Genomic DNA, 25,877 nt, shown 5'->3' with positions numbered 1-25,877 from the left:
GACAAGACTAGGTAGTCTCGTTTAACTTACCCGAAACGAGACTGGCTGGTCTCGTTTATTGTGATTAATCGACTCCGCAGGCAACTCATCGAGGAAGGCGTTATGAAACTGTTCATTACGGGTGGTACCGGCTATATCGGACAAGCGGTCGCGCGCGAGGCCATTCGCCGCGGTCATGAGGTGACGGCGCTGGTGCGAGGGGATGGGTCGGCTGCTGCGAATGCGCTCACGCGTCTTGGCGTGAAACTGCATGTTGGCAATCTGTTGGAGCCGCAGTCGTTTGCCGCGATCGCCGGTGCTGCGGATGCGGCGGTGCATGCCGCGTCGACCAACGATGCTTCCGCCGCCGCTGCCGACAAGGCCGCGATTGAAGCGATGCTTTCGCATTTGCGTCCGGGTGCGGCGTTTGTTTATACGTCGGGTACGTGGGTTTATGGCGATACGTCGGGCGAGGCTGTGACTGAGGCGTCGGTGCTGAACTCGACGCCACTCGTCGCATGGCGTCCCGCCGTGGAGCAGCACGTGTTGGAGATGGCGGCAGGTCGGTCGATCGAGGCAGTGGTCCTCAGGCCGGCGATGGTGCATGGATACGGCGGCGGCGTCTTTGGCATGCTGGCCGGCATGGCTCGTCAGGGCGGCAGCGTGAAAGTCGTCGGCGATGGTCGCAATCATTGGCCTGCGGTGCATGTCGATGATCTCGCTACGGCTTATCTGAACGCGGTGGAGCGGGCGGCGAGCGCAGACGAGGACGTGAGTGGACAGATCTTCAATGTGGTTGCCGAAGAGGCCGTCGGTCTTGCGGATATAGGGGAAGCGATTCGAGCTTCGATCGGTGTCGAGCGTGTGGAGTACTGGCCGGTTCAAGAGGCGCGCGAAGCGTTTGGGCCTTTTGCCGATGCATTGGCGCTCGATCAGACGGTAAGCGGTCAGCGTGCGAGGCAAGGTCTTGCATGGGAGCCGCGTGGGCCTCGGCTGATCGCGGACCTTTCTGAGCAGAAGCACTTTCAGCAAAGCCAGGGGCGTGACGATGTCGTTTAGTCATGCCTCTTTGGAAACGATCCTGGCGATGCTTGTGGCGGTTCTGTTCGCGATTGCCGGGGTGGTCAATCTCGTAGGGCTCGGTGCGGTGAAGCGGGACTTTGCGCGCTGGGGTTATCCGGCGTGGTTTCGTTCGGTTTGCGGGAGTTTGGAACTGGTGAGTGCGGCGCTTCTTTTTGGACAGCAGACCAGAGTGTTGGGTTTGATGTTGTCTGGGGCGATCATGATCGGTGCTGTCTTCACTTTGTTGAGGAATCGGGAACCGGTTGGGCATCTTGCGCCGGCGTTGGTTTTTTCGGCGTTTGTTGTGGCGGCGGTGGTGGTGCGGGGTTGAGGCTTTTTTGCTGGCTGGCTAGTGGGACGTGAGCGCTGAGTGTGAATTCATTTTTTCCTTTGGGGAAGGTTCGTTGTTCAGAGCATTGACTGTCCGCTTGCGTGTTGCACTCACCATGGAGCGCAATGCTCGACATAAAATGGCGGCTCACAACTCTTCGAACTCAGGATCATGATTTCGTTTGACGACGGAAGTTATCGTTTCAATTTGCGGGCTGCTGCCGTCATCTTTCATGCCCACCGCTTTTTCGAACATGCTGGATATCGTTCTGACTTGAAGCGAGCGTTCGTGAAGTATCGTCGTCAGTTGGTTACAGCGGATTGAGGTGCCAACCCGGTCATACATAAAGAAAGGAGCGAAATTGCTAATCGCCTTCGGAGGACTACCGGGAACGGGAAAGACAACGGTAGCGCAAGCCCTCGCTCGTCAACTCGGCGCGGTTTATTTGCGTATCGATACGTTGGAGCAGGCGCTCGCAACATCCACGACCGACGAGACGGAGATCGGTCCCGCTGGCTATCTCGTTGGCTATGCGGTTGCCGCGGACAATTTGAGGCTTGGGTTAACCGTCATCGCCGACTCGGTCAATTCTCTGGATGTAACGCGTAACGCGTGGAGAAGTGTGGCGCAAAAGGCCGGCGTACGTATCTTCGAAATTGAGTTGATCTGTTCGGATCCCTCTGTGCATCGCCAGCGGGTCGAAGGTCGACGGGCCGATATCGCGGGCCTGAAACTCCCGACATGGTCGAACGTGCTCGAACGTCAATATGATGCTTGGGAATCGGAGCATCTTGTCATCGACACGTCGATCGTTTCGATCGAGCAGGCCGTCGAAACGATCATTCGTCGCTTGTCGGCCATACCCACGTAGAAGAATACGCGCCCTCAAAGCGGACGCAGACGCCGCAAATCGACGCTACCGCCTTGAGAGGCAATATCCTCCAGAACCGCTCGTGCCGCGGCAGCTTGCGATTCTCCAACCCGCTTCACGAAATCCGCTTCGAACTGCTTGTGGAAACCTCTTGCCGCCCGAAGCAGCGCAATAGAGCGATCCGTCAGACAAAGTGGCTTGGTACGACCGTCGCGTTCATCTTCACCCCGCTGAACATATCCCTTGGCGACCATTTCGTTGACGATTTTCAGCGCCCCTTGCGGAGTGATCTGCAGAAGATCGGCGACCTCCCGAAGACTGTGCGGCCCAGCCTCCAGCAGGCGGAACACATAGCCAAACGATGGCCCCAGATCGTCGAATCCTTTTCCGGCGAGATGCTCGTGCAGTCGCTCCTTGAAGGAGCCAAAGGCGAGGTTCAGCAGAATTCCAAACTCGATCGGCTTGTGCGTTGACATTGATTCACTCTAGTTGATAAACTTTGGTGAATTATATACGGTAAAAGATCAGAACATGCCATTCATTGCCAGTGCCGATGCTCCGTCTTATTCCATGCATGGCGCTTCCTTTACGGGCCTGGCGTCGCCCAGCAGAGGGGCGACCGAGAACTCGGTGTGGATCGTCACGTTGCACTTCGGCGCCAATGCGGTGACCCATCGATTGTCGCGCGAGGAGACTTTCGTTTGCATTGAAGGACGCGCGTTAGCGCAGGTCGGCGACGAAACCTTCGAGGTGACCGAGGGTAGTGCACTGGTCGTCCCTGCGAATACAGACTTCAAACTCAGCAATCCTGACGCGACGCCATTTCGTGCAGTCGCTGTCCTGCCTGTGGGCGGCCAGGCGATGATTGGGGATGGCGCGCCGTTCACGCCACCGTGGGCCCAGTGATGTTAGAAACAGGAGGAGTTTTCAGTAGTCACGGGCAGTATTGATATTGGTCGCGACGGGCACGCCGCGACCGTTACATCGCCGCGTATGAGCAGCGACGCGCGTCATCAGTTCATCCTCGCCGCGCCACCATCTCCGACACCGTCTGCGCCGCCTGCTGCAGCGGCTCCAGAAACGCCTTCACCATCTGCTTCGCCGAATTACGCTGCGCATTGCCGCTGATATTCATCGCGGCAATCACGCGTCCCTGCCGATTCCGGATCGGCGCGGACAGCGAAATCAATCCTCCTTCCAATTCCTGATCGACAATCGCCCACCCCTGCCGACGAACCTGCGCGATCAGCTTCTTCAACTCTTCCTTATCCGTCACCGTACGCGGCGTATGCGCATAAAGCGGCGCGGAATTCAGCGTCGCATCGAGCGCGTCGTCGTCGAGCGCGGACAGCAGCACGCGGCCCATCGACGTGCAATACGCCGGCAGCCGGCTACCGATCGACAGATTGATCGTCATGATCTTATGCGTCGGCACACGCAGCACGTAAACGATTTCCGTGCGGTCAAGCACCGCCGCCGAACAGCTTTCATGAACCTGCGCCGATAGTCCCTCCATCACCGGTTCCGCAAGATTCCAGAAAGGCATCGAGGTCAGATAGGCAAAGCCGAGATCGAGAATTTTTGGCGTAAGGCGGAACAGCCGCCCCTCGGCTTCCACATAACCGAGCGTTTGCAGCGTCAGCAGAATCCGGCGCGCGCCGGCGCGCGTGAGGCCGGTGGCGGCGGCGACATCGGTGAGCGTCTGTTCCGGCCGCTCGGCATTGAACGCGCGGATCACCGCGAGCCCCCGCGCGAACGACTGCACGTAAGAGTCGCCCGGTTTGTCCGGCGCCGGCTCGGCGCTGGCGGAATCGACGGAAGACGGCGGCAGGACTGGGCTCATGGGTCGGAAGACGTTCGCAAAGAGACGGTCGGGAGCGGCGGCCGGCGAGGCCGCGCAAAGGCGTGACGATAGCTTATGCGTTCCGTTTCGCCAACATCGCCGCCGATCGTCCGACCGGCCGCGGGTTGACGCGAATGCCGTCCGGGGATGGAATTTGTATGATGCTCCAGTGAATATGCAGCATCGATGATGCGGAAACCGGGCCACCGGCGCCGTGTCGCCGATGCTCGTAAAGAACACGCCTCCATTGCCACCGCGCTCCGGGTGGGCGATCCTGTAGCGGCGCGCGCAAGGCGGCTCACACGCATTTTTTGCAATGCAGCGCGGCGATTCGCGCAATCGGGTATAGATGGAACAATACGGATAGTGCGCAGCGTGCCTCGCCCGCATGCAACGCATTCCACACTCTTCTTTTGGGGGGCACGCATGTCCAGAAAAGTTGGTGTCATTGGTCTTGGAGCCATGGGGTTGGGTGTCGCGCGCACGTTGTTGCGCAAGGGCTTCCACGTTCATGCCTGCGATCTGCGCAGCGAAGTCGTGGAAGCGTTTGCGGTGGAAGGCGGCGAAGCCTGCCTGACGCCCCGCGAAATCGGCGAGGAATGCGACGTGGTGATTTCGTTCGTCGTGAATGCCGCGCAGACCGAAACCGTGCTGTTCGGCGAACTCGGCGCGGTGCCGGCGATGAAAAAAGGCAGCGTCGTGCTGGTCTGCTCGACGGTCGCGCCCGAGTTCGCCCAGGCGCTCGGCAAACGCATCGAGGCGGCCGGTCTGCTGATGCTCGAAGCGCCGGTATCGGGCGGCGCCGCGCGCGCCGCGTCGGGCGAACTGACGCTGATGACGGCCGGCCCGGTGCCGGCATTCGTCGGTTGCGCGGACGTGCTCGGTGCGATCTCGGCGAAGGTCTACCGGCTGGGCGACCGCCATGGCGCCGCCTCCAAGGTGAAGATGGTCAACCAGTTGCTGGCCGGCGTGCATATCGCCGCGGCGGCCGAGGCGCTGGCGCTCGGCATTCGCGAAGGCGTCGATCCCGAGGTGCTGTACGAGGTGATCAAGAACAGCGCCGGCAATTCGTGGATGTTCGAGAACCGCGTGCCGCACATCCTGAAGGGCGATTACACGCCGCTGTCGGCGGTGGATATTTTCGTCAAGGATCTAGGGCTCGTGCTCGATGCCGCGAGCACCTGGAACTTCCCGCTGCCGCTTTCCGAAGCCGCGCATCAGATGTTCAAGGCGGCTTCGGATGCCGGCTACGGCCGCGAGGACGATTCGGCCGTGATCAAGATTTTCCCCGGCATCGATCTGCCGACCCCGAAGTAAGCAGGAGCATCCGTTATGACGGCCATCTCGAAGCGCGCGCTGCTCGGCTGCATCGCCGACGATTTCACCGGCGCGACCGATCTCGCCAACATGCTGGTGCGCGGCGGTATGCGCACGACGCAGTGCATCGGCGTGCCGACGGTGGATGAAACGCCGGATCAGGCATCGAACCCGGCGCCGCCAGATAGGTTCGATGCCGACGCGCTAGTGGTCGCGTTGAAGTCGCGCACGTTGCCCGCCGCCGACGCGGTCGCGCAATCGCTCGCCGCGCTCGACTGGTTGCGCGCGCAAGGATGCCGTCAGTTCCTCTTCAAGTACTGCTCGACTTTCGATTCGACCGATGCGGGCAACATCGGCCCGGTGACGGACGCGTTGCTCGATGCGCTGTTCGCGGAAGGCGAGGAACGCAACGGCAGCCACGGCACCCACGCCTTCACCATCGCCTGTCCCGCCTTCCCGGAAAACGGCCGGACGATCTTCCGCGGTCATCTGTTCGTCGGCGATGCATTGCTGAACGCATCGGGCATGGAGAATCATCCGCTCACGCCGATGCGCGACGCAAACCTCGTCAACGTGCTGCAACGGCAGACGCGTTCGAAAGTGGGCCTCGTGCGCTATGACACGGTGGCCGACGGCGTGGCCGCGGTGAGCGACGCATTCGCCGCGCTGCGCGGGCAGGGCGTGCGCATGGCGATCGCCGATGCCGTCTCGGACGCCGATCTGTACACGCTCGGCGCCGCCTGTGCCGACTTCGCGCTGATCACCGGCGGCTCCGGCATCGCGCTTGGTTTGCCGGACAACTTTCGCGCGGCGGGGCTGCTCGACGATCACGCCGACGCCGCGCGTTTGCCGCGTGTCGAAGGATTGTCGGCGGTGCTGGCCGGCAGTGCGTCGAAAGCGACCCACGCGCAGGTTGCCGCATGGCGCGAGACGCGGCCCGCGTTCCGTATCGATCCGCTGGCCGCCGCCCGTGGCGAGGCCGTGGTCGAGCAGGCGCTGGCATTCGCGCAACCCTACCTCGACCAGGCCGAGCCCGTGCTGATCTACGCGACCGCCACGCCCGACGAAGTGAAAGCGGTGCAGCGCGAACTCGGCGTCGACGCGGCGGGGCATCTGGTCGAATCCACGCTGGCGTCGATCGCGCGCGGTCTGCGCGAGCGCGGCGTGCGCAAGTTCGTGGTGGCGGGCGGCGAGACATCGGGCGCGGTGGTGCAGGCGCTCGCCGTACGCACGCTGCGTATCGGCGCGCAGATCGATCCGGGCGTGCCGGCCACGGCGACGGGCGGCGACGAGCCGCTTGCGCTCGCGCTGAAGTCCGGCAATTTCGGCTCGACCGATTTCTTCGAGAAGGCACTGCGCCATCTCGACCAGCTGGAGCATGCCGCTCATCCCGAACAATCCGGTTCCCACGACGGAGCCACGCGATGAGCGGCGCGCCGGCCTTGCACCTCGGCAACGAAGCCCGCGTGCGCGAGGAAATCTGCGTGAACGGCGCGAGTCTCTACCAGCGCGGCTACACGGTCGGCACGGCCGGCAACATCAGCGCGCGGCTCGACGACGGCTGGCTGATCACGCCGACCGATGCCTGTCTCGGCCGCCTCGATCCGGCAGAGATCGCCAAGGTCGATTTCGATGGTCATCCGGTAGCGGGCGGCAAACCGTCGAAAACCCTCGCGCTGCATCGCGGCATCTACGCGGGCAATCATGACGCGCGCGGCATCGTCCACACGCATTCGACGCATCTGGTCGCGTTGACGCTCGCCGGCGTCTGGCGCGAGTCCGACGTGCTGCCGCCCATCACGCCGTACTACGTGATGAAAGTGGGCCACGTCCCCTTGATTCGCTATCGACGCCCCGGCGACCCCGAGGTCGCCGCGCAGATCGCCGCGCTCGCCGGTCAGGTTCGCGCGGTGCTGCTCGAACGGCTCGGCCCGGTGGTGTGGGAACGTTCCGTCGCGCAAGCCGCGTATGCGCTCGAAGAACTCGAGGAAACCGCGCGCCTGTGGCTGATCACGCAGCCGCGTCCCGAGCCGCTGAACGAGGCCGCGCTCGACGAACTGCGCGACGTATTCGGCGCGCGCTGGTAAAAAGGAAGGCGAGGCGCGGGCCACGCTGGCTCGCGTACCGCATCCATTCGTTTCAGGAGTCGTTGTCATGCCCCGTTTCGCCGCGAATCTCACGATGATGTACAACGAGCACGCGTTTCTCGACCGTTTTGCCGCCGCCGCGAAAGACGGCTTCGAGGCGGTCGAGTTTCTGTTTCCCTACGACTTCCGCGCCGAAGAGATCAAGGCGCGGCTCGATGCGCACGGTCTGACCCAGGCGCTCTTCAATGCGCTGCCCGGCGACTGGGCGGCCGGCGAGCGCGGCCTCGCGTCGTTGCCGGGCCGCGAGGACGATTTCCGCCACGGGATCGACACGGCGCTTGCCTACGCGCGGGTGATCGGCAATCGCAAGCTGCATGTGATGGCCGGCTTGATCGGCGCGGATCAGCCGCGCGAGCGGCATCGCGACGTGTATCTGCGCAACCTCGCGCATGCTGCGCAGGCGGCCCAGGCCGAAGGCATCCTGATCGTGATCGAGCCGATCAATACGCGCGACATGCCGGGCTTTTTCCTGAACCGCCAGGACGACGCGCAGGCGATCTGCGCGGAAGTGGGCGCAGCGAATCTGAAGGTGCAGTTCGACTGCTATCACTGCCAGATCGTCGAGGGCGATCTCGCGGTGAAGCTGAAGCGCGACATGGCGGGTATCGGCCATATCCAGATCGCGGGCGTGCCGGAGCGTCACGAGCCCGACAGCGGCGAGGTGAACTACCCGTACCTGTTCGACGTGATCGATTCGCTTGGCTACGACGGTTACATCGGCTGCGAATACCGGCCGCGGGCGGCGACGTCGGCGGGGCTGGGGTGGCTCAAGCCGTATCTGAACGGCGGGCGCTGAGCGGCGCGTCCGGGACAACACGCATCGACAGCAACGAGGTGGCGAACATGAAAGTGCTGATTACCGGCGGCGCGGGTTTTCTCGGTCAGCGGCTCGCCCGCGAACTGCTCGCGCGCGGCACGCTGAAGGACGTCGACGGCGTGCCGCAAGCGATCGCCGAACTCGTGCTGTTCGATGTCGTGCGCGGCAACGACTTCGGCGATCCGCGCGTGCGCGTGGAGGTCGGCGATATCGCCGAGCACAGCGTGCTCGAACGCGTGATCGATGCGGATGTCGCGGCGATTTTCCATCTGGCCGCGATCGTCAGCGGTCAGGCCGAAGCCGATTTCGAGCTCGGCATGCGCATCAATCTCGATGCGTCGCGCCTGCTGCTGGAGCTGTGCCGGCAACGCGGGCATCGGCCGCGCGTGGTGTTCACGAGTTCGGTGGCGGTGTATGGCGGCGATCTGCCCGAGGTCGTGCAGGACGACACCGCCTTGAATCCGCAGTCGTCGTACGGCGCGCAGAAGGCGATCGCGGAGTTGCTGCTCAACGATTATTCGCGGCGCGGTTTCGTCGACGGACGCGTGTTGCGGCTGCCCACCATCAGCGTGCGGCCGGGCAAGCCGAACGCGGCGGCGTCGTCGTTCGCGAGCGGGATCGTGCGCGAGCCGTTGAACGGCGAAACGGCGGTGTGTCCGGTGGCGGGCGCGACGCGTCTGTGGCTGCTGTCGCCGCGCAAGGCGATCGAAAGCCTGATCGCCGGACTCGAGCTGGATGCCGCTGCGCTCGGCAACCAGCGCGTGCTGAATCTGCCCGGCATCTCGGTCAGCGTCGACGAGATGGTCGCGGCATTGCGCGAAGTCGCCGGCGATGCGGTCGCGGACCGGATCGTGTGGGAACCGGATGCGCGCGTCGAGAAAATCGTCGGCAGCTGGCCGGGGCTGTGGGATACCTCGCGCGCCGAGCGCCTGGGGCTGAGCGGCGAACGCAGTTTCGCCGACGTGATTCGCGGCTATATCGACGACGAATCCATTCAGGTTCGCTGACACGCGTCTTTCCGCGAGCCTTGCGCGGACGGCGCCGTGGGCGTGACGCCGGCGCGAGCGCATCTATCTGGCGTCTCTCTCTATCTTCCGACTTTAAGCGATCGCTACTTTCGTGGCGCGTATCGCTCTCCACGCACGTTCGACCGTGCTTGACACGGTTTCCGGCCCGCGCCTATTATCGAGGCTCATTGTTCGATATATGACCATGAGTTCGTATAAAGAACATTTTAAGCAATTTGCCGTGTGCTGGACCGGATCGTCAGCGACTCCGCGAGCGGCGCCTCTACTGGAGACATCCCCATGACCGAAGCCTTCCTTTGCGACGCGATTCGCACGCCCATTGGCCGCTACGCGGGTGCGTTGTCGTCGGTGCGCGCCGACGATCTGGGCGCGGTGCCGCTCAAGGCGTTGATGGAGCGCAACAAGGAAGTCGACTGGAGCGCGGTCGCCGACGTGATCTACGGTTGCGCGAACCAGGCCGGCGAAGACAACCGCAACGTCGCGCGCATGTCGCTGCTGCTGGCCGGTTTGCCGCAGGACGTGCCCGGCTCGACAGTGAACCGCCTGTGCGGCTCGGGCATGGACGCGTTGGGCATTGCGGCGCGCGCGATCAAGTCGGGCGAGGCGGGGCTGATGATGGCGGGCGGTGTCGAAAGCATGAGCCGCGCGCCGTTCGTGATGGGCAAGGCGGCCAGCGCGTTCTCGCGCCAGGCCGACATTTTCGACACGACGATCGGCTGGCGTTTCGTCAATCCGCTGATGAAGCAGTTGTACGGCGTCGACTCGATGCCGGAGACCGGCGAAAACGTCGCGACGGACTACGGCATCAGCCGCGCCGATCAGGACGCGTTCGCGCTGCGCAGCCAGCAGAAGGCCGCGCGTGCGCAGCGTGACGGCACACTCGCGCAGGAGATCGTCGGCGTGACGATCGCGCAGAAGAAGGGCGATCCGCTCACGGTGTCGCAGGACGAGCATCCGCGCGAAACCAGCCTCGACGCGCTTGCGAAACTCAAGGGCGTGGTGCGGGCGGACGGCACGGTGACGGCCGGCAACGCATCGGGCGTGAACGACGGCGCGGCCGCGCTGCTGCTCGCCGACGAAGCGAACGCGAAACGCTTCGGCCTGACGCCGCGTGCGCGCGTGCTCGGCATCGCGACCGCCGGCGTGGCGCCGCGCGTGATGGGGATCGGCCCGGCGCCCGCCACGCAAAAACTGTTGGCGCGCCTGAACATGCGCATCGATCAGTTCGACGTGATCGAGCTGAACGAGGCGTTCGCCTCGCAGGGGCTGGCGGTGCTGCGCGCGCTCGGCGTCGCCGATGACGACGCGCGCGTCAATCCGAACGGCGGCGCGATCGCGCTCGGCCATCCGCTCGGCATGAGCGGCGCGCGCCTCGTGACGACCGCGATGTATCAATTGCAGCGCACGCAGGGCCGCTTCGCGCTGTGCACGATGTGCATCGGTGTCGGTCAAGGGATCGCGATCGCGATCGAGCGCGTGTGATGTAACCGCGCTTCGCGTGAGGCGCGTGGTTGCCCGCCGCTAGCGCGGCGTCGGCGGCCCGAGACTCAGCCACGCGAGCCGCCCGAGCCAGCGATGCAACACACCGCGTTTCGCCGGCAACGTGCAGCTCAACGACACGCGCGCAGCCCGCGTGTCCTCGCAGCTCAGCCAGATGCGCTCGCCTCGTTGCAAACGCAACGTGTGTCCCGGGTCGAGCCAGTAGTCGTACGGAAAATTGATGCGCGTGATCCACAGACGCGCGCCTTGCACGGTCAGCGTGCTGTCCACGTCGATGCGCCACGTGAGCGTCGCGCCCGGCGCGACCGAAAAATGCACGACCATCTTCGCGGGATGTTCGTCCTGCTGATGCGCAACCGGTTGCGCGCCCTCATCCATGCACTGCGGGCTTGCCTGCTCCATCTTCCTCTCCGTTGTCGAACCGGTTGACGGAGGAGGCGCCCACAAAACAAAAGGCCCCTTCCGTTACCGGCGGGGCCTTTGGGACTTGTTTGCAGATTCAGCTGCTAACGCGCACGCACTCCCAATGGCCAGCCGATGAAGGCTCGCGTATGGTGTTTATTCGCCGTGGCGATGAGGATGTGCGTCAACATGCCGATGAGTGTGCCGTTTTGCCGCAGGGCTTGTCAACTGCAAACGCGTTGCGCGTTCGACGTGTTCACGTAGTTCATCGCGCGTGACTCGCGGCGACGTTCATCCGGATCTGTGCGGTGAGCGCGCTGCGCAGCGCATAGCGTTTGCGCTTCAACGCATTGCCGGTGTCGCTGCCTTGATGCTCGGCCAGATAGCGCAACGGCGGCGCCAGCACGAACCAGCCGTTCCAGCGCGCGAGCGCGCCGCATTCGAGCGACAGGCCGTCGTAGTCGGCGGCCACGCGGCGCTTGCGCAGACAGTAGCGCCAGTTCGCATAGATATGCGCCTGCTTCGACACGATGAAGGTGCCGCCCGCATTCAGCGACGCCGCCACGCACTGCGCGAGGTAGATCACCAGCACCTTCGGCCGCAGTCCGTGCCAGCGGCGCGTTAGCGCGCGGAACAGTTCGCGGCCGTTGACGTTGCGGTCCGGGCCCTGCACCGAGCCGATGCACAACCGGGGCCGCCGCACCTTGCCGCCGAGATACGCGAGGCTGAAGGTACAGGAGACGACCCGCTGATCGCGTCCGTCGCGAATGCACAGGGTCCAGTCGCCTTCCTTCTGGAATTGTTCGATCGATTCGAGCGACACGTACCAGCGTTCCGCGCCGATCGTGAACGACGCGATCTGCGCCGAGCCCATCGCGGCGATCCGCGCGGCGAGCAGCGGCGCGCGCTGCTGGGTCAACGCGTGATGGTCGAGGCTCGCGGCCAGCCGCTCGCGCGCACTGAAGCGGCTATGCAGGAACGGCCGGTGCATCCGTTCGAGCGCGGTCGGGTGGCGTTGCACCAGGTCGCGCAGCGGCGATATCGCGCAGCGCCCGAGCCACACCTGGGTCGCGCGCCAGCACACCAGCGAGCGCAGCCACAGACGGGCGCGCCGCCAGCGATGAAAGACGCTGGTGCCGGGATACAGTGCATGGGCGGCTTGCTGGACTGCCGCGAACGAAGCGTGGAGACGCGCGAGCCATGCTGGCCGCGGGCGTGGGTTGGAGACGGTCGACACGGCAAACTCCTTGGCCTGTTTCAACCGGGGCGATGCTAGCGACTCGCATCGATTGGCCCTGTCGAAATTGCCGGGCGCTTTGTCGAGTTTTGTCGCATCTGTCGCATGATGTAGCGCGCATCGGCTATGCTGTGCGTCGAACGCGGCGTGTCGCGCCGCGCGGCATTCCATCCGACCTGAACGACTTGCTCGAAGCACCCGCACCATGCCTTTCCGGATCCTCCTTATCGAAGACGATGACCGCCTCTCCGAGCTGGTGGCCGGCTATCTGCGCAAACACGACTATGAGGTCGAGACGGTGCTGCACGGCAACGACGCGGTGCCGGCCATTCTCAAGCGTCGCCCGGACCTGGTGATTCTCGACGTCAATCTGCCGGGCAAGGACGGCTTCCAGATCTGCCGCGAGGCGCGCGAACAGTACGACGGCGTGATCATCATGGTGACCGCGCGCGACGAGCAGTTCGACGAAGTGCTGGGCCTCGAATTCGGCGCCGACGACTACGTGCACAAGCCGGTCGAACCGCGCGTGCTGCTCGCGCGCATCAAGGCGCAGTTGCGCCGCGTCGGCGCGCGCGCGCCGGAGGCGGCGCAGCCGGAGCGCTACGTGTTCGGCAAGTTCGAGATCAATCGGGCCAGCCGCTCGGTCAGGCTGCCGGACGGCAGTCTGCCCGAGCTGACCTCGGCGGAATTCGACCTGTTGTGGGCGCTCGTCAGTTGCGCGGGAGAAGTGGTGAGCCGCGACGATCTGATGCGGCAGCTACGCGGCATCGAGTTCGACGGTCTCGACCGGACGATCGACGGCGGCATCTCCAAGCTGCGCCGCAAGCTGCACGACGACGCAAGCACGCCGCAGCGGATCAAGACCGTGCGCGGCAAGGGCTATCAGTTCAGCAAACTGGCGTGGGATTGACCCGGCGCCGCGTCACTCAGCCGCTCCGTCACCCCGCAATCGCGTAACCGCCGGAAATCCGGCGCGACAAAACTCCACAATCGCACCAGCAAATCGACAGTCGCGCGCGCCTCGCGCGACTAGTATCGCAGCCTTGTCCTTCGACTGGTCTTGCGATGTCCGCCTGCGTTTCTCCTCTCTCCCGCCATGCCGTGCTGATGATCCACGGGCTGGGCGGCACACGCCATGATTTCGGCACGCTCGACCGCAAGTTCGAGCAGATCGGCTGCGACGTGCATCTGCCGTCGCTGCCGGGACACGGTTCGAATCCCGGCGCGTTGAGCGGCGTGACGCTGAGTGACTACATGAAGCTGCTGAGCCGCACCTATCGCGAGTTGTCGACCCGTTACGAGCGCGTCGACGTGGCCGGCATCTCGATGGGCGCGTTGCTCGCGGTGATGCTGAGCGCGCGCGAAAAGATGACCCACGGCCGCCTGATCCTGCTGTCGCCGCCGTTGTTCCTCGACGGTTGGGGCGGCTCGCGGTTGCGTCCGCTGCGTTATCTGCTGTACTGCGTGCCGGGGCTGCGCCGGTTGATCCGCGTGCCGGAAGGCGAGCCGTTCGGCATCAAGAACGCGCGTATCCGCAATCTGATCCGCCGGCATCTGCAGAAGGGCAGCGGCGTGCATTACCCGTATGTGCCGCTCGCCGCGATCGAGCAGGTGGACTGGATGCGCTTCGAGGCGAAGCGTGCGCTTTCGCGCGTCACCTGCGACACGCTCGTCATGCATTCGGAAGAAGATGAAGTGACGAGTATTCGCTCGGCGGAGTTCGTCTGCGACAATCTCGCCAGCCGTTCGGTGACGCTGGTGCGCTTGACCGACAGCTACCACATGATCACACTGGACAACGAGCGCGACACGGTCGCGGAACGAACCATGGCGTTCGTTCAAGGGGCGTCGATTGCGGCGTCGTAGCAAAGAGAGAACGATGCCACACGCCGAGGCGCCAAAAAAACTCAACCCGTACCGCTATTGCAAATGGCGCTGGCTGCATTTCCGCCGCTCGTGGACCGACACGCGCGCGGACCGTATTCCGAGCTGGTCACGGCTTTATCTGCGGGTCTACACGCGGCTGCTGACGCTCACCGCGCTCGTGCTCGGCGCCGCGCTCCTCGTGCTCGGGTTCACCGCGCGCGCTACCCCTTCGCTCTGGCAAACATTCGTCACGTTGCGCGTCGCATTGCCGATCGCGATCGTGACGCTGCTGTTGCCCGCTGTCGTCGCGTATCGCTGGATGCGGCCCGTCTGGCTCGATCTGGTGATGGTCCGCGAACGCGCGATCGATTTCACCGGCGGGCGCTTCAATACAAGAGCGCGCGAATCGTACAGCACGATCATCGGTCCGCTCGCGCGCACGCTGAACGCGCTGGCCCAGCGCATGGAACGTCTGATCGCCGCGCAGCGCGAACTCACCAACGGTATCTCCCACGAGTTGCGCACGCCGCTCGCGCGCGTGCGTTTCGCGCTGGAGAGTCTGCGCGAGCCGGCCTCGGCCGCCGAATACGAAAGCGCGCTGGCGAGCATCGATCAGGACGTGACCGAACTCGACGAACTGATCGACATGAGCCTGACCTATGCGCGGCTCGAATACAGTTCGCTGCAATCGAATCTCGAAGCGACCTCGCTCGCCGCATGGTTCGACAGCCAGATCACCGATGCGACGCTGCTTTACGCCGACCGCCAGATCGTCCCGAGCAACGAGGTCGACGCCGCGATGCGCGTGGTGATGGACAAGCGCTTGATGTCGTACGCCATGCGCAATCTGTTGCGCAATGCCAGCAAATACGCCGCCTCGCGCATCATGGTCGGGCTGAGCGTGCGGCACGGCAATGTGGAAATCTACGTGGAAGACGACGGTGCGGGCATTCCGCCCGAACAGCGCGAACGCATCTTCGATGCCTTCGTGCGGCTCGACCGGCAGACCGGCGGCTACGGTCTTGGGCTCGCGATCACGCAGCAGGTGCTGCGTGCGCATCGCGGCCGCATCGGCGTGACGGACCCGGTGGTGCTCGGCGGCGCGCGCTTCGAAATCAGCTGGCCGGTCGGCACGACGTGATTCGCGGCGCGGGTGTGCCGCCACGCTTTACGCCGCGCCCGTCACGCTCAATAGGTATGGCCGAGCTGGAAATAGAAGTTGCTGCGGCCGCCCGGTGCGAACGCGACACCCAGATACATCGGTCCGAACGAGCTGGTCACCGCGGTGAAAATCGTCACGCTGCGCTTTAACGGTCCGCTGCCGAAATCGGAATCGCGGTTCCACACGTTGCCGGCTTCGAGACTCAGGCCCGCGAACAAGCCGCGAATCGGCGACGCGTTGAAGGTGGCGAGCTGATTCATATAGGTGACCTGGCCGAACACCATCGAGTTGCCCGACAGTTGATCGGCGGCATACGCGGACAGATGCTGGAAGCCGCCGAGTGTGAAGCCGAACGGATTGGTCAGATTGGTGCCGCCAAAGTCGTTGCCGCCCTCGATGCTCGCGTTGATGCTGTGCCGTCCGTAACTCGCGGCGACCAGCGCCTTGCCGTAGACCTCGGTGAAGCTGTCGTCGCCGGCGAACAGCGAACGCTCGGCGCGCAGCTCGCCGAAATACCCCTTGCGTGCAAACAGCGGATCGTCGAGCTGATCGATCACGAGCCGCGCGCGGGCGCTGAGCTGCCGGCCGGAGATGTCTGGGAACAGCAGCGGCGAATTCGGGCCGCCGTCGTCGCCGTCGTCGATCGGCAGGTTGTAGCGCGGCGAACCGTAACCGTGCGCATACGCGACGCCGATCCGGAAATCGCCGAGCCGCGCGAGCGGCAGGCCGAAGTCGAGACCCACGCGTTCGGTCTGCAACAGATATTGGGTGTACTTGACGTCGCCCGAATCGTTGTAGATGTTCGCGTAGCGGCGCTGAAAATCCACGTACGGCGCGACGTAGTAGCCGAACGAGCTGGACAGCGGCTGACGCAGCTCGGCATGCAGGTCGATCAGGTCGCTACCGACCGTGCTGTCCACCCGTCCTTCGAGACCGGATTCGGTCAGCCACGGGCGGCGATATCCGAGGTGCAGGCGGTAGCCGCCTTCATCCGTCGAACTGCTCGACAGGCCCAGACCGAACAGCAGGAAATTCGGACCCCACGTTTTTTCATGGGCGTTGATCACGAGCTTGTGCTGGTCGCCATCGTCGACGAGTTGCTGGTTCACGCTGTCGAAGTCGCCCGCGGTGGTGAGCGCCAGCAGGTCCTTGTTCAGCGCGACGGGATCGTAGACGTCGCCGGGTTTCACGTGCAGCGCGGAGCGAATGCGCGATTCGGGCACCGCGCCGTGCGACTCGATATCGATCTGCGTGATGCGGACCGGCCGCGCGATGGATGCGCTGTGCCGCGCGCGCCAGGCGGCGTAGTCGGCCGGCGAAAGGGCGAGGTGCTGGAGTTGCGGCAGCATCGCGCGCGTGGCGGCCGCGCCCGCCGCGATCGCCTGGCTCGCGTTGGCGAAATCGGTGAAGCTCAGCGAACCGAGCGCGGGCTGGATCAGCACATCGCCGGACTGCAACTGCTCGCGCTGCCGCGCGACGTTCTGGTGAATCAGAATGCCGATCATCTGCTGCATCACGTCGGCGGGCGAGGCGAGCGCGTCGAGCGGACGCAGCGGCGAGCCGATGTCGACCGCGATCACGACGCCGGCGCCCATATCGCGCGCCGTTTCGATCGGCAGATTGCTGACGATGCCGCCGTCCACCAGCGTGCGCCCGTCGATGTCCGCCGGCGCGAACAGACCGGGCAGCGCCATGCTCGCGCGAATCGCCTGCGGTAACGAACCGTGGTCGAGCACGACCTTCTCGCCGGTGCGCAAGTCGGTGGCGATCGCGCGGTACGGAATCGGCAAGCGGTCGAAGCGCACGTTGCCCGGCACCGCCGCGGTCCAGTCCTGCAACAGCGCCTGCAGACGGTTGCCCTGCACGAGGCCGACCGGCAGGCGGAAACCGTTGGCGCCGTACCCGAGGGCGAGACTGTTCACGTACAGGCGCTCGTCCTCGCGGCGCGATTGCGGGAGATCCGCGCGCTCGGTGACGTCGAACGCGATGTCGGCCAGGTTGACGCCCGACAGGCGGTTCTGCATGTCCTGCGCGGTCATCCCGCTCGCGTACAGACCGCCGACCACCGCGCCCATGCTGGTCGCGGCGATACAGTCCACCGGAATGCGGTTTTCCTCGAGAACCTTCAGGACGCCCAGGTGCGCGTAGCCGCGCGCGCCGCCGCCGGACAGCACGAGGCCGACCGCCGGGCGGCCGGATGGGCCGCCCACGGTCTGGCAGGCAAGGTCGACGGCGTGCGCGGGACGCGCGAATATGGCGATTGCAGCGAAGCCGCCCGCCAGCAGTACCGCGGTGCTGCGCAGTTGATGAGCGAGTGACCGGCGGCGCGTGCGGGGCGCGTTCTGTTTTTGTTGTCGTAAAGGACGGGCCAACACGCGGTTCATCGGTTCTGCGGCTTGAAGAAAACCGAGAGATTACATGGTTTTACAGCGGTAAAAACAGCGGATTTCGCATAAGCCCGCGTTTTCGGAAAAACGTAGGCGGCTTGCAAGCGAAGTGGGGTGTTTTCATCAGCTTGGTGCGCGCATAGCGGGCGGTGCGCGGTAGGCGGTTGACCAGGCGTCGGTAGAAAGCGCGCCGGGCTAGCCGGGGCTGGCACGAACGAATGCTAGACGCGGCAAGCGAAGGCGATACCGCCGGTCTCCTGCCGCTGCCAATCCATGTCGGGAGATGTCACGGTCGCCGAAAAACGCCCGCAAACCCTTGTCGCGCGGGGCGGCTTCGCGGTGAAACAGGGCGACATATCTTCGTTGCTGATAACACCGAGGCATCCTTCTATAGTCCGTTCGTCGCCACGCCGCACTGTCCGCCGTGGCCCGAATCCACGAAGGACATCCCGTGAAAAAACGCTCATTCCTCATATCTGTCGGCGCTCAGGCGGTTGCGCAAACGTCGCCTGTTGCGGCTGTTTTGCCTGCTTCGCATTCCTCGGCTTTCCAGGTTTCCCAGGTTTCGCTGGCTTCGTCGCTGCGTGACGCGCTGCGCAAGTTAGTGCTCGGCGCGACCGTCACCGCATGCGCGTTCGGCAGCGCGTCGGCCTTCGCGTGGTCGCAGCACGGCACCGCCTATACATCGCGCGGTACATACAACGGCGCGCGGTTCGGCTCGTGCGGCGGCGGTAGCTGCTCGCATGCGGGCGGCGTGGTCGGTCCCTACGGCGGTCTCGCGACCAACACCGGGACTGTCACGCGTACCGCGCCTGGGCAATTCTCGAACTCGGGCACCGCGACTGGACGCTATGGCAATTCGGTCCAGCACGCAGGCGATACCAGTTGCGCGGGCGGCACGTGCTCGCATACCGGCACGCTGACCGGACCGGACGGCAAGACCGCGACGACTTCCGGCGAGGTGACGAGAAACGGGCCGGGGCAATACTCGTCGTCCGGTTCGATCACGGGGGCGAACGGCAACACGGTCGACCATTCGGCATCGACGAACTGCGCGGGTTCGACGTGTTCGCGTTCCGGTACCGTCACGGGCGCGAACGGCGGCACCGTCGAGCATGCGGGTACGGCGACACGGGTCGCGCCCGGCGTCGTGACGACGTCGACCAGCGTCACCGGCGTGCACGGCAATACGGTGACGTCGAGCGGGACCGTGGTCGCGACGGGTGGCGCGGTGGTCGTGGCGCCGCCGGTGGTGGTGCCCCCGCCGCCTCTGCCTCCGGTCGTGGCCGTGGTGCCTCCGCCCGTGGTCGTCGCTCCGCCGCCGCCTGTCGCCTACGTGCCGCCGCCCGTCGTAGTCGTGCCGCCTCCACCGCCGGTCGCCTATGTGCCGCCCAAGCCGGTTGTCGTCGTGCCGCCACCCAAGCCGGTAATCGTCGTGCCGCCACCCGTGGCCTATGTGCCGCCGAAGCCGATCGTGGTCGCGCCGCCGGTCGTCTACGTTCCGCCGAAACCGGTGGTCGTCTACGCGCCGCCGCCCGTACCGCGTGCCGTGTACGTCGCTCCGCGCGCGGTCTATGTCGCCCCGGCGCCGCGTCCGGTCGTGTGGGTGCCTGGGCACTGGGTCGGCAATGTCTGGGTGCCGGCGCACTGGTCCTGATGAGGTACGCCATGCAAGTCAAGAACTGGCTGAACGCCATGCGCCGGCGTCGCGCATCGATCGACGCGTCCCATCACATGCCTGAACTGCCGCTCGACGTATCCGCAACCAGCGCCTGGCGCAAAACCGGCGCGTTCGCGACCATCGTCGTCGCGGCGGGCCTGGCGATCGCGGCGAGCCGTTTCATGGCGGCTCGCGCTGAACCGCGCCGGGTGCTGCGCGAGTTTCAGACGTCGCAGGATTGTGCGGCGCGTTACGCCGCGCTGCTCGATCTCGCCGAACTGGCGCGACGCGACGGCAAGGCGTCCGAGGTCATGATGCGCGGTTTGAACGAACCGGGCGGTGCGATGAGCGCGTGTCTGTCGCGCGTCAAAGGAACAGGGGATGAGGTTGGCGCGGGCCTCGCCAATGAAAACGCTCCCGATTCCTGACGGAACCGGGAGCGTTGGAGGTAGCAGTCACGCTGTGTCCGTACCGTTGCTAACTTCGCCACCAGGCCGGCGACTTCGCCGGCGATTCAGCTAGCGACGCGGTCAGCGACTGAGCGAGCGCTTCATCGATCGAACCAGCGAGCAACGAACCAACGAGCCGTGAGCGATGCAATCAACGTCCCTGCTGCTGCAGATACTGCTTCACGTCGCTCAACGTCACGCTGCCTTTATGGCTGCTGTCGATCTGATCGAAGTGCTTCGCGACATAGCCGAGCCCTTCGCTTTGCGCCTGCGTCTTCGTGACCGCCGCGCCGTTGCTCAGCGCGGCATTGGCGCCCAGGCGCGCCTCCAGCCGTTGCTGCGCCTGCTGCTGCAACGCGGTGCCGGTGGACGGCGCAACCGGCACCGCCCGGTTCTGCGGGAAGAACGGACCGTCGACGCCATGCGCGCCGCTCGGCGGCGTGGCCGGCGCCACCGCCTGCGGCGGCAACGCATGCGCGCTGCCGATCAGGCCGACGACGGCCAGCAACGGGGAAAGACGCCGCAATCTATTGATAAGAGACATGATGGCTCACAGGATTTGATTGATTAGGGTATCGCGATTCACGCCCATCCGCCGGGCCGCTCATTGCGACGGCAGTTGCGTGCCCGCGCTGGCCGTGGCGGTCGGCTCGCTGGCGGGACTTTCGTCGCGCCACGGGGTCGGCAGTGTCCACAGCGAGAGCGCATCGGGCATCGGCGTGCCGCGATAGAAGCGCACCAGATCGCGCTTCATCGCCGGACGGGCGGTGTCGTCCAGATAGATCATGTGGCCGCCCGGGAAGAAGTTGACCTGCAGATCCGGATTGATGCCCGGCACCGTCTGCAGACGCGCGAGTTGCTTCTCCGTATTGAAGAACGGCGTGGCCAGATCGTGGAAGCCGTTTTCCGACAACACCTTCAGCTTCGGATTCAGCGTCAGCGCACCCAGCAGATCGGGGATCGTGTCAGGCATCGGCTGGCCGTCGTGCGAGAAATTCCACACCTCGATGATGTTGTCGTTCAGCGGCATGTAGGTCGCGTTCGGCGCGGTGTAGCCGAGGTAATCCGGCATCTGCGTCGCGAGCGCGTTGGTGAACGGCTGCGAGATCAGGATGTCGGACGGATCGCCGTCGCTCTGCAGACGCGGGTCCGAATTCGGCAGCGACACGCGTCCGTCGTAGCGGCCGATCGTCGTGCCGGGCAGCAGGCTCGTCGAGAAGCCGTTGACGTTGAAGTAGCCTTGCAGCGCCTGCATCGTCAGACCGGACGGAATGGTCCATGCCTGCAGCGTCTTGTCGTTCGGCAACACCGGCTTGCCGAGCGCATTCGGCGCGCCGAGCTGGCTCAGCACCCAGGCCTGCGAGTAGCGCTTCAGACGGCTGTACTCGGCGGTCACGAACAGGCTCGTCTGTAACGCGTAGAGGCCCTGGCTGAGCGGCGCGGGCGATGCCTGGTTGTAGTACGCGGCAACCGCCGCATAGCCCGGGAAGTAGCCGGCCAGCGTGTCCGTGTCCAGCGCGAGCGCGCTTGTCGAGTTGGTGATCGCGACGGCCTCGATCGCATCCGCGAAATAGTTGAGGATCGCGGACTGCAGCACGATGCCCGTCAGATGCACGCCGGCCGATTCGAGCGCGAGCGCCAGCATGTCGGTACGCGGCGTGCCGTACGACTCGCCGTACAGATAGATCGGCGAGCTGGCGCGATTGTTGACCGTCAGATAGCGCTGGATGAAGTCGCGCATGATGTCGACGTCGGTGTCGGTGGTCCAGTACTTCTGGTTCGTATTCGGCAGCACCGCTTCGGACAGGCCCGTGCCCGGCGGGTCGATGAAGACCATGTCGGTGGTGTCGATCAGGCTGTCCTTGTTGTCGACCAGCGGATAGTTCGGCCAGTTGCCGAACACCGGATCGGGCGTGGCCACGCGGGTCGGCGCGAACGAGCCGAGCCGCAGCCAGATCGACGACGAACCCGGGCCGCCGTTATAGACGAAGGTGACGGGACGCGGCGCGCCGTTCGTGCTCGGCACCGTGTACGCGACGTACGACATCGACGCTTCCGGATTGCCGCTCGCGTCCGTCGCGGTCAGGTGACCGGTGGTGGTCGTGTAGTTGATCGGGGTCTTGCCCTGGGTCCACTGGTAATGCATGACCGCCGCCTTCTCCGAGACCTGGGAGGGCGAGAGGCCGTCGCCGGCGTTCAGCGAGTAGGCGACCGGGTCGATGTAAGTCTGGTTGGCGCCCGGCGCCTGCGACTGCGCATTGGCCTGGGCATTGAGCTGCTGGCCCGCCGGAGTCTGCTTCATGCTCGCCGCGGCGCCGCTGGACGAACTGCCGTCGCCGCCGCCGCAACCGGCGAGCAGCAGGGCCGCGACCGCTACAGTCCCCAGGGCCGGCAGCTTACGCTGGCGCAGAGGGTTCTTGCCTCTAAGACGCTCGTGTCGTTTCATCTCATTCCTTGGTGGAGGGTTCAGCTACCGTTTCACAAAGGGTCTCTTCGCGGATGAATTTGCATCGGGCCTGGAATTATTTTCGATGCATCGCCGGCGTGTTTTTAGTGGACAGCAAACGACTTGAAAAGCGACAGACGTACTGATGCAACGGCATTAAAAAATGCCATGCTTAATACGTGAAATAACGAAATATACGAATTGAATAAAACGACGTTTCCCGGAAAAAATTTCCGTGAAGTTCGCTGGGTAAGAATTCGTAATATCTGCGGCAGGAGAAAAATAGGCGACCTGCCATGACCTTGTCAAGCGTTTATCGAAATTACGTAATTTGAATATCGGAAGCTTGAATCTAAAGGCCTGAGCGGCTATGCGCGCTATCCGGACGCATGCGGTTTAATAATTACATTCTGTAAATATAATAGTTTGTTAAATGTAATAATTAATTGCCGCACTGCATCAGATTGCATTGATAAAGAAGGTTTGCGCAATCAACCGGAAAATATCCCGGACGACTTCGCTATTGCGTTTCGTCGATTTGCAATACGAGCGGAAAGCGGATGTCGAAGGTGGTGCCCACGCCGGGACGCGAAACAAAATCGATCTGGCCATTCAGCACGCGGCACAGTTCCTTGACGATCGCGAGGCCGAGACCGGTGCCCGGAATATCCTCGCCCGCCGCGCGTTCGAATTCGTCGAACACGCGGTCGGCATCCGCGAGGGCGATGCCTTCGCCGGTGTCCGCGACGCGGATCGACCAGTGGTCTGCGCCGGCCATCGCGAAGCCGAATTCGATCTCGCCGGAGCGGGTGTATTTGGTCGCGTTGGACAGCAGATTCACCGCGATCTGTTTGAGCTTCAGCCGGTTGGATATCACGGTGGGCACGGCCGGATCGAACACCGTGCGCAGCTTCAAACCCTTGGCCTCGATCGACGGACGCGACGACGCCACGAGCTCGTCGAAAAGCTCGCGCGGGTCCACCGGTTCGGCGACGAGCGGCGCGCCGTCGCCGAGCACGACCGAGTACTCGACCATCTGATCGACGAGCTGTTTCATGTCGACCGCTTGCCGGTTCGCGAGCGCCAACGCGCTGTCCGCTTTCGCGGGTGCGCGGCCGATCAGTTGCAACGCGATGGAAAACGCGTTCAGAAAATTGCGCAGATCGTGGACCACGCTACGGGTAATCTGCATGCGCGATTCGTAGAGTTCGCCGACGAGCCGCTGTTTCAGCGTCAGTTCGTGATTCGCGCGTTCGAGCCGGCCGGTGTATTCGTCGATCTTGCGGTCGCGTTCGCTGACCACTTCCTTGATCGACGTGAGCGTGACCACGCTGAGCGCCTCGGCGATCAGACGGCGCGCGCGCCGCTCGTGACGCCGGGTGAATGCGCGGTCGCGTTCGGCAAATTCGTCCAGTGCGTCGGCGAGCACCTGGTGAAACAGATCGAGTTCGCGCACCAGCTCCTCGATCCGGTAGCCCTGGCGCCAGCGCACGTTGCCGTGTTTTCTCGCATCGCGTTCGATGACCGGCTCGACCCGTTCGAGGTCTTCGAGATCGAGTGCGCTGCACAACCCTTCGAGAATTTCCGGCAGATGGTCGGCGAGTTGCTGGTAGGTCAGTTTGTCCGCTTCGACGAGTTCGTCGTCGCCGAAAACGGCTTTCATCCATTGTTCGGTGAAGCGGGTCCGTTCGCTGCGGACGAATTCGGCGAAATTGCGCAGCGGGCTGACAAGGGTCTCGGCCATGATGGTGCGTTGCGTTGAAGTTTCTACAACCTGCATCGGCTCGAATCATTCTGGACGCTCGCGACCGGGGGCGATGAACGCGATCCGCGATCGAACGACGAGGCGACTGGAAACAACGCGAGGGTTGGCCGGCGGGCACGGTGCCCGGATTTGCCGCCCGGGCAAGCCCCGGCGGCCGGCAAATTGCATCATATCGCCGTCGTTCTGGATTGTGGAACACCGCTTGCGGGAACGTAAGCAGACGATAAAGATCTTTACCGGCGACCCTGATGCATTCAATCCTGTTAGTGGACGACGAGCCGGAAATTTTGACGGCCTGGCGGCTCATACTCGAAAACGAAGGTTACGAAGTCGGTTGCGCGAGCAACGGTGTGGACGCGGTCGCGCGGGTCGCGGCCGCGATGCCCGCGATTCCCGACCTGATCGTCACCGACTGGATGATGCCGCTCATGGACGGCGCGGAATTGTGCCGGCGCCTGCGGGCGATGCCGGAACTGGCCAAAGTGCCGATCCTGATCCATACCGCCGTGCCGCCGCCCGACGGCAAGGGCAAGCATTGGGATGCCTGCTTGCGCAAGCCGGTGGGCGCGGAACTGTTTTTGACCACCGTCGAGCAGCTGTGCCGCCAGGGGCACTGAGGCAGCGGGTTCGCTCAGCCGTTTTCCCCCGCCTCGTGGCTGGCCTTCAGAAAATCGACGAACGCCCTGAGCGGCGCGGGCAGGTGACGGCGCCCCGGATAGTAGAGAAACGGCCCGGAAAACGTCTGCCACCACGGTTCCAGAATCGGCTCCAACGCACCGCTGTCCAGATGCGGGCGCAACATCTCCTCGAACAGATGAATCACGCCCAGCCCGGCGACCGCGGCGCTGACCGCGAGGTCGATCGCCGCGCCGGGCCGCACCAGCAGCGGCCCGGACGGGTTCAGTTGCAGCAGCTCGCCGGCGCGCTCGAAATACCACGTGGGCGACGCCCCGCCGGAAAACTGACCGCGCAGACACGCGTGCTCCAGCAATTCACGCGGATGTCGCGGACGGCCGCGCGCGTCCAGATAGGCGGGCGACGCGGCGGTCGCGAAACGCTGCACGCGCGGGCCGATCGGCACCGCGATCATGTCCTGTTCGAGCCGTTCGTCGTAGCGGATACCGGCGTCGCAACCGATCGACAGCACGTCGACGAAACCGTCTTCCACGACGATCTCGATGCGGATGTCGGGATACGTCTTCAGGAACGGCGCGATCACCGTGGGCAGCACGATGCGCGCGGCGCTCGACGGCACGTTGAGCCGGAGCGTGCCGGTCGGTTTGTCGCGAAAGCCGTTGAGCACGTCCAGCGCGGCTTCCATTTCGCCGAATAGCGGCGTGAGTTTTTCCAGCAGACGCAGGCCGGCCTCGGTCGGCGCGACGCTGCGCGTGGTGCGATTGAGCAGGCGCAGTTCGAGCTTCGCTTCGAGACGGCGCACGGCGATACTCAGACTCGACGCGGACACGCCGCTGCTGCGCGCCGCATCGCGAAAGCCGCCGGCACGGGCCACCGAAACGAAGGCGGCGAGATCGTTCAATTCCATGGTCACTGTGCACATTGTTGAACAACCCGTACACGTTAGACCGGTTTATTCAACAACGCAACGCG

General features: G+C 64.4%; 25 protein-coding genes. 16 read left to right on the top strand and 9 right to left on the bottom strand.

Annotated features, from left to right (window positions below):
- Positions 1–102 precede the first annotated feature (102 nt).
- The 3 genes from LFL96_RS22875 (at position 103) to LFL96_RS22865 (ending at position 2,243) form a co-directional block, all read left to right on the top strand.
- Positions 103–1,038: an NAD-dependent epimerase/dehydratase family protein gene (locus LFL96_RS22875; RefSeq protein ID WP_281002979.1), complete on the top strand. Its 936-nt coding sequence runs from the start codon at positions 103–105 to the stop codon at positions 1,036–1,038.
- The gene (locus LFL96_RS22870; RefSeq protein WP_281002978.1) at positions 1,028–1,372 is read left to right on the top strand and encodes a DoxX family protein; all 345 of its coding nucleotides are present in this window, start codon (positions 1,028–1,030) and stop codon (positions 1,370–1,372) included. The genes LFL96_RS22875 and LFL96_RS22870 overlap by 11 nt, the downstream gene beginning before the upstream one ends.
- Positions 1,373–1,733: 361 nt before the next feature.
- Positions 1,734–2,243 carry an AAA family ATPase gene (locus tag LFL96_RS22865; RefSeq protein ID WP_281002977.1) on the top strand — a complete coding sequence of 170 codons (510 nt, stop codon included), beginning with the start codon at positions 1,734–1,736 and terminating at the stop codon, positions 2,241–2,243.
- A gap of 14 nt (positions 2,244–2,257) precedes the next feature.
- On the opposite strand, the gene LFL96_RS22860 is transcribed toward LFL96_RS22865, so the two are convergent.
- A complete protein-coding gene (locus tag LFL96_RS22860) occupies positions 2,258–2,719 on the bottom strand; it encodes a MarR family winged helix-turn-helix transcriptional regulator (protein ID WP_281002976.1) in 462 nt (153 codons plus the stop codon).
- Between the two features lie 55 nt (positions 2,720–2,774).
- Between LFL96_RS22860 and LFL96_RS22855 the strand changes: the two genes are divergently transcribed.
- On the top strand, positions 2,775–3,149 hold the full coding sequence (locus LFL96_RS22855; protein ID WP_281002975.1) for a cupin domain-containing protein: 375 nt from the start codon (positions 2,775–2,777) through the stop codon (positions 3,147–3,149).
- A 112-nt stretch (positions 3,150–3,261) separates the two neighbouring features.
- Here the strand turns inward: LFL96_RS22855 and LFL96_RS22850 are convergent, their stop codons facing one another.
- The gene (locus LFL96_RS22850) at positions 3,262–4,086 is read right to left on the bottom strand and encodes an IclR family transcriptional regulator (protein WP_281002974.1); all 825 of its coding nucleotides are present in this window, start codon (positions 4,084–4,086) and stop codon (positions 3,262–3,264) included.
- A gap of 426 nt (positions 4,087–4,512) precedes the next feature.
- Here LFL96_RS22850 and ltnD point away from each other — a divergent pair, with 426 nt between their 5' ends.
- From ltnD to pcaF, 6 genes are all read left to right on the top strand, one after another.
- The gene (gene ltnD / locus LFL96_RS22845) at positions 4,513–5,403 is read left to right on the top strand and encodes an L-threonate dehydrogenase (protein WP_281002973.1); all 891 of its coding nucleotides are present in this window, start codon (positions 4,513–4,515) and stop codon (positions 5,401–5,403) included.
- Positions 5,404–5,418: 15 nt separating this feature from the next.
- Positions 5,419–6,831: a 3-oxo-tetronate kinase gene (gene otnK, locus LFL96_RS22840; protein ID WP_281002972.1), complete on the top strand. Its 1,413-nt coding sequence runs from the start codon at positions 5,419–5,421 to the stop codon at positions 6,829–6,831.
- Complete coding sequence (locus LFL96_RS22835; RefSeq protein ID WP_281002971.1) at positions 6,828–7,490, top strand: aldolase; 663 nt, start codon at positions 6,828–6,830, stop codon at positions 7,488–7,490. The genes otnK and LFL96_RS22835 overlap by 4 nt, the downstream gene beginning before the upstream one ends.
- Before the next feature lie 67 nt (positions 7,491–7,557).
- Positions 7,558–8,346 (top strand): 2-oxo-tetronate isomerase, encoded by a 789-nt coding sequence (gene otnI, locus LFL96_RS22830; protein ID WP_281002970.1) that lies wholly within the window; start codon positions 7,558–7,560, stop codon positions 8,344–8,346.
- A 47-nt stretch (positions 8,347–8,393) separates the two neighbouring features.
- Positions 8,394–9,374 carry a D-erythronate dehydrogenase gene (gene denD, locus LFL96_RS22825; RefSeq protein ID WP_281002969.1) on the top strand — a complete coding sequence of 327 codons (981 nt, stop codon included), beginning with the start codon at positions 8,394–8,396 and terminating at the stop codon, positions 9,372–9,374.
- 300 nt (positions 9,375–9,674) lie between these two features.
- Positions 9,675–10,877 carry a 3-oxoadipyl-CoA thiolase gene (pcaF, locus tag LFL96_RS22820; RefSeq protein WP_281002968.1) on the top strand — a complete coding sequence of 401 codons (1,203 nt, stop codon included), beginning with the start codon at positions 9,675–9,677 and terminating at the stop codon, positions 10,875–10,877.
- A gap of 39 nt (positions 10,878–10,916) precedes the next feature.
- Here pcaF and LFL96_RS22815 read toward each other — a convergent pair whose 3' ends face one another.
- Together LFL96_RS22815 and LFL96_RS22810 are read right to left on the bottom strand one after the other, a co-directional pair.
- Positions 10,917–11,297 carry a DUF2917 domain-containing protein gene (locus LFL96_RS22815; RefSeq protein WP_281002967.1) on the bottom strand — a complete coding sequence of 127 codons (381 nt, stop codon included), beginning with the start codon at positions 11,295–11,297 and terminating at the stop codon, positions 10,917–10,919.
- A 265-nt stretch (positions 11,298–11,562) separates the two neighbouring features.
- Positions 11,563–12,534 (bottom strand): DUF535 family protein, encoded by a 972-nt coding sequence (locus LFL96_RS22810; RefSeq protein WP_281002966.1) that lies wholly within the window; start codon positions 12,532–12,534, stop codon positions 11,563–11,565.
- Positions 12,535–12,739: 205 nt separating this feature from the next.
- On the opposite strand from LFL96_RS22810, the gene LFL96_RS22805 reads away from it, so the two are divergent.
- The 3 genes from LFL96_RS22805 (at position 12,740) to LFL96_RS22795 (ending at position 15,541) form a co-directional block, all read left to right on the top strand.
- Positions 12,740–13,444: a response regulator gene (locus LFL96_RS22805; protein WP_281002965.1), complete on the top strand. Its 705-nt coding sequence runs from the start codon at positions 12,740–12,742 to the stop codon at positions 13,442–13,444.
- Positions 13,445–13,635: 191 nt separating this feature from the next.
- Positions 13,636–14,400, top strand: a complete 765-nt coding sequence (locus LFL96_RS22800) for an alpha/beta fold hydrolase (protein ID WP_281002964.1) — start codon at positions 13,636–13,638, stop codon at positions 14,398–14,400.
- A 13-nt stretch (positions 14,401–14,413) separates the two neighbouring features.
- On the top strand, positions 14,414–15,541 hold the full coding sequence (locus tag LFL96_RS22795; protein WP_281002963.1) for an ATP-binding protein: 1,128 nt from the start codon (positions 14,414–14,416) through the stop codon (positions 15,539–15,541).
- A 47-nt stretch (positions 15,542–15,588) separates the two neighbouring features.
- On the opposite strand, the gene LFL96_RS22790 is transcribed toward LFL96_RS22795, so the two are convergent.
- Positions 15,589–17,946 carry a patatin-like phospholipase family protein gene (locus LFL96_RS22790; RefSeq protein WP_281002962.1) on the bottom strand — a complete coding sequence of 786 codons (2,358 nt, stop codon included), beginning with the start codon at positions 17,944–17,946 and terminating at the stop codon, positions 15,589–15,591.
- Positions 17,947–18,472: 526 nt separating this feature from the next.
- Here LFL96_RS22790 and LFL96_RS22785 point away from each other — a divergent pair.
- Complete coding sequence (locus LFL96_RS22785; RefSeq protein ID WP_281003838.1) at positions 18,473–19,606, top strand: hypothetical protein; 1,134 nt, start codon at positions 18,473–18,475, stop codon at positions 19,604–19,606.
- Positions 19,607–19,617: 11 nt separating this feature from the next.
- Positions 19,618–20,037: a hypothetical protein gene (locus LFL96_RS22780; protein ID WP_281002961.1), complete on the top strand. Its 420-nt coding sequence runs from the start codon at positions 19,618–19,620 to the stop codon at positions 20,035–20,037.
- A 172-nt stretch (positions 20,038–20,209) separates the two neighbouring features.
- On the opposite strand, the gene LFL96_RS22775 is transcribed toward LFL96_RS22780, so the two are convergent.
- From LFL96_RS22775 to LFL96_RS22765, 3 genes are all read right to left on the bottom strand, one after another.
- A complete protein-coding gene (locus tag LFL96_RS22775; protein ID WP_281002960.1) occupies positions 20,210–20,602 on the bottom strand; it encodes a 2-oxoglutarate dehydrogenase in 393 nt (130 codons plus the stop codon).
- Between the two features lie 60 nt (positions 20,603–20,662).
- A complete protein-coding gene (locus LFL96_RS22770) occupies positions 20,663–22,504 on the bottom strand; it encodes a peptidase S10 (RefSeq protein ID WP_281002959.1) in 1,842 nt (613 codons plus the stop codon).
- Positions 22,505–23,024: 520 nt separating this feature from the next.
- Positions 23,025–24,248 carry a sensor histidine kinase gene (locus tag LFL96_RS22765; RefSeq protein WP_281002958.1) on the bottom strand — a complete coding sequence of 408 codons (1,224 nt, stop codon included), beginning with the start codon at positions 24,246–24,248 and terminating at the stop codon, positions 23,025–23,027.
- 269 nt (positions 24,249–24,517) lie between these two features.
- Between LFL96_RS22765 and LFL96_RS22760 the strand changes: the two genes are divergently transcribed.
- Positions 24,518–24,886: a response regulator gene (locus LFL96_RS22760; RefSeq protein ID WP_281002957.1), complete on the top strand. Its 369-nt coding sequence runs from the start codon at positions 24,518–24,520 to the stop codon at positions 24,884–24,886.
- Between the two features lie 14 nt (positions 24,887–24,900).
- Here the strand turns inward: LFL96_RS22760 and LFL96_RS22755 are convergent, their stop codons facing one another.
- Entirely contained in the window at positions 24,901–25,812 is a 912-nt protein-coding gene (locus LFL96_RS22755) for a LysR family transcriptional regulator (protein WP_281002956.1), read from the bottom strand.
- Between the last annotated feature and the right edge of the window lie 65 nt (positions 25,813–25,877).

This window comes from Paraburkholderia sp. D15 (assembly GCF_029910215.1).
Classification (GTDB): Bacteria; Pseudomonadota; Gammaproteobacteria; order Burkholderiales; family Burkholderiaceae; genus Paraburkholderia.
This window is presented reverse-complemented; position numbering and strand designations above follow the sequence as displayed.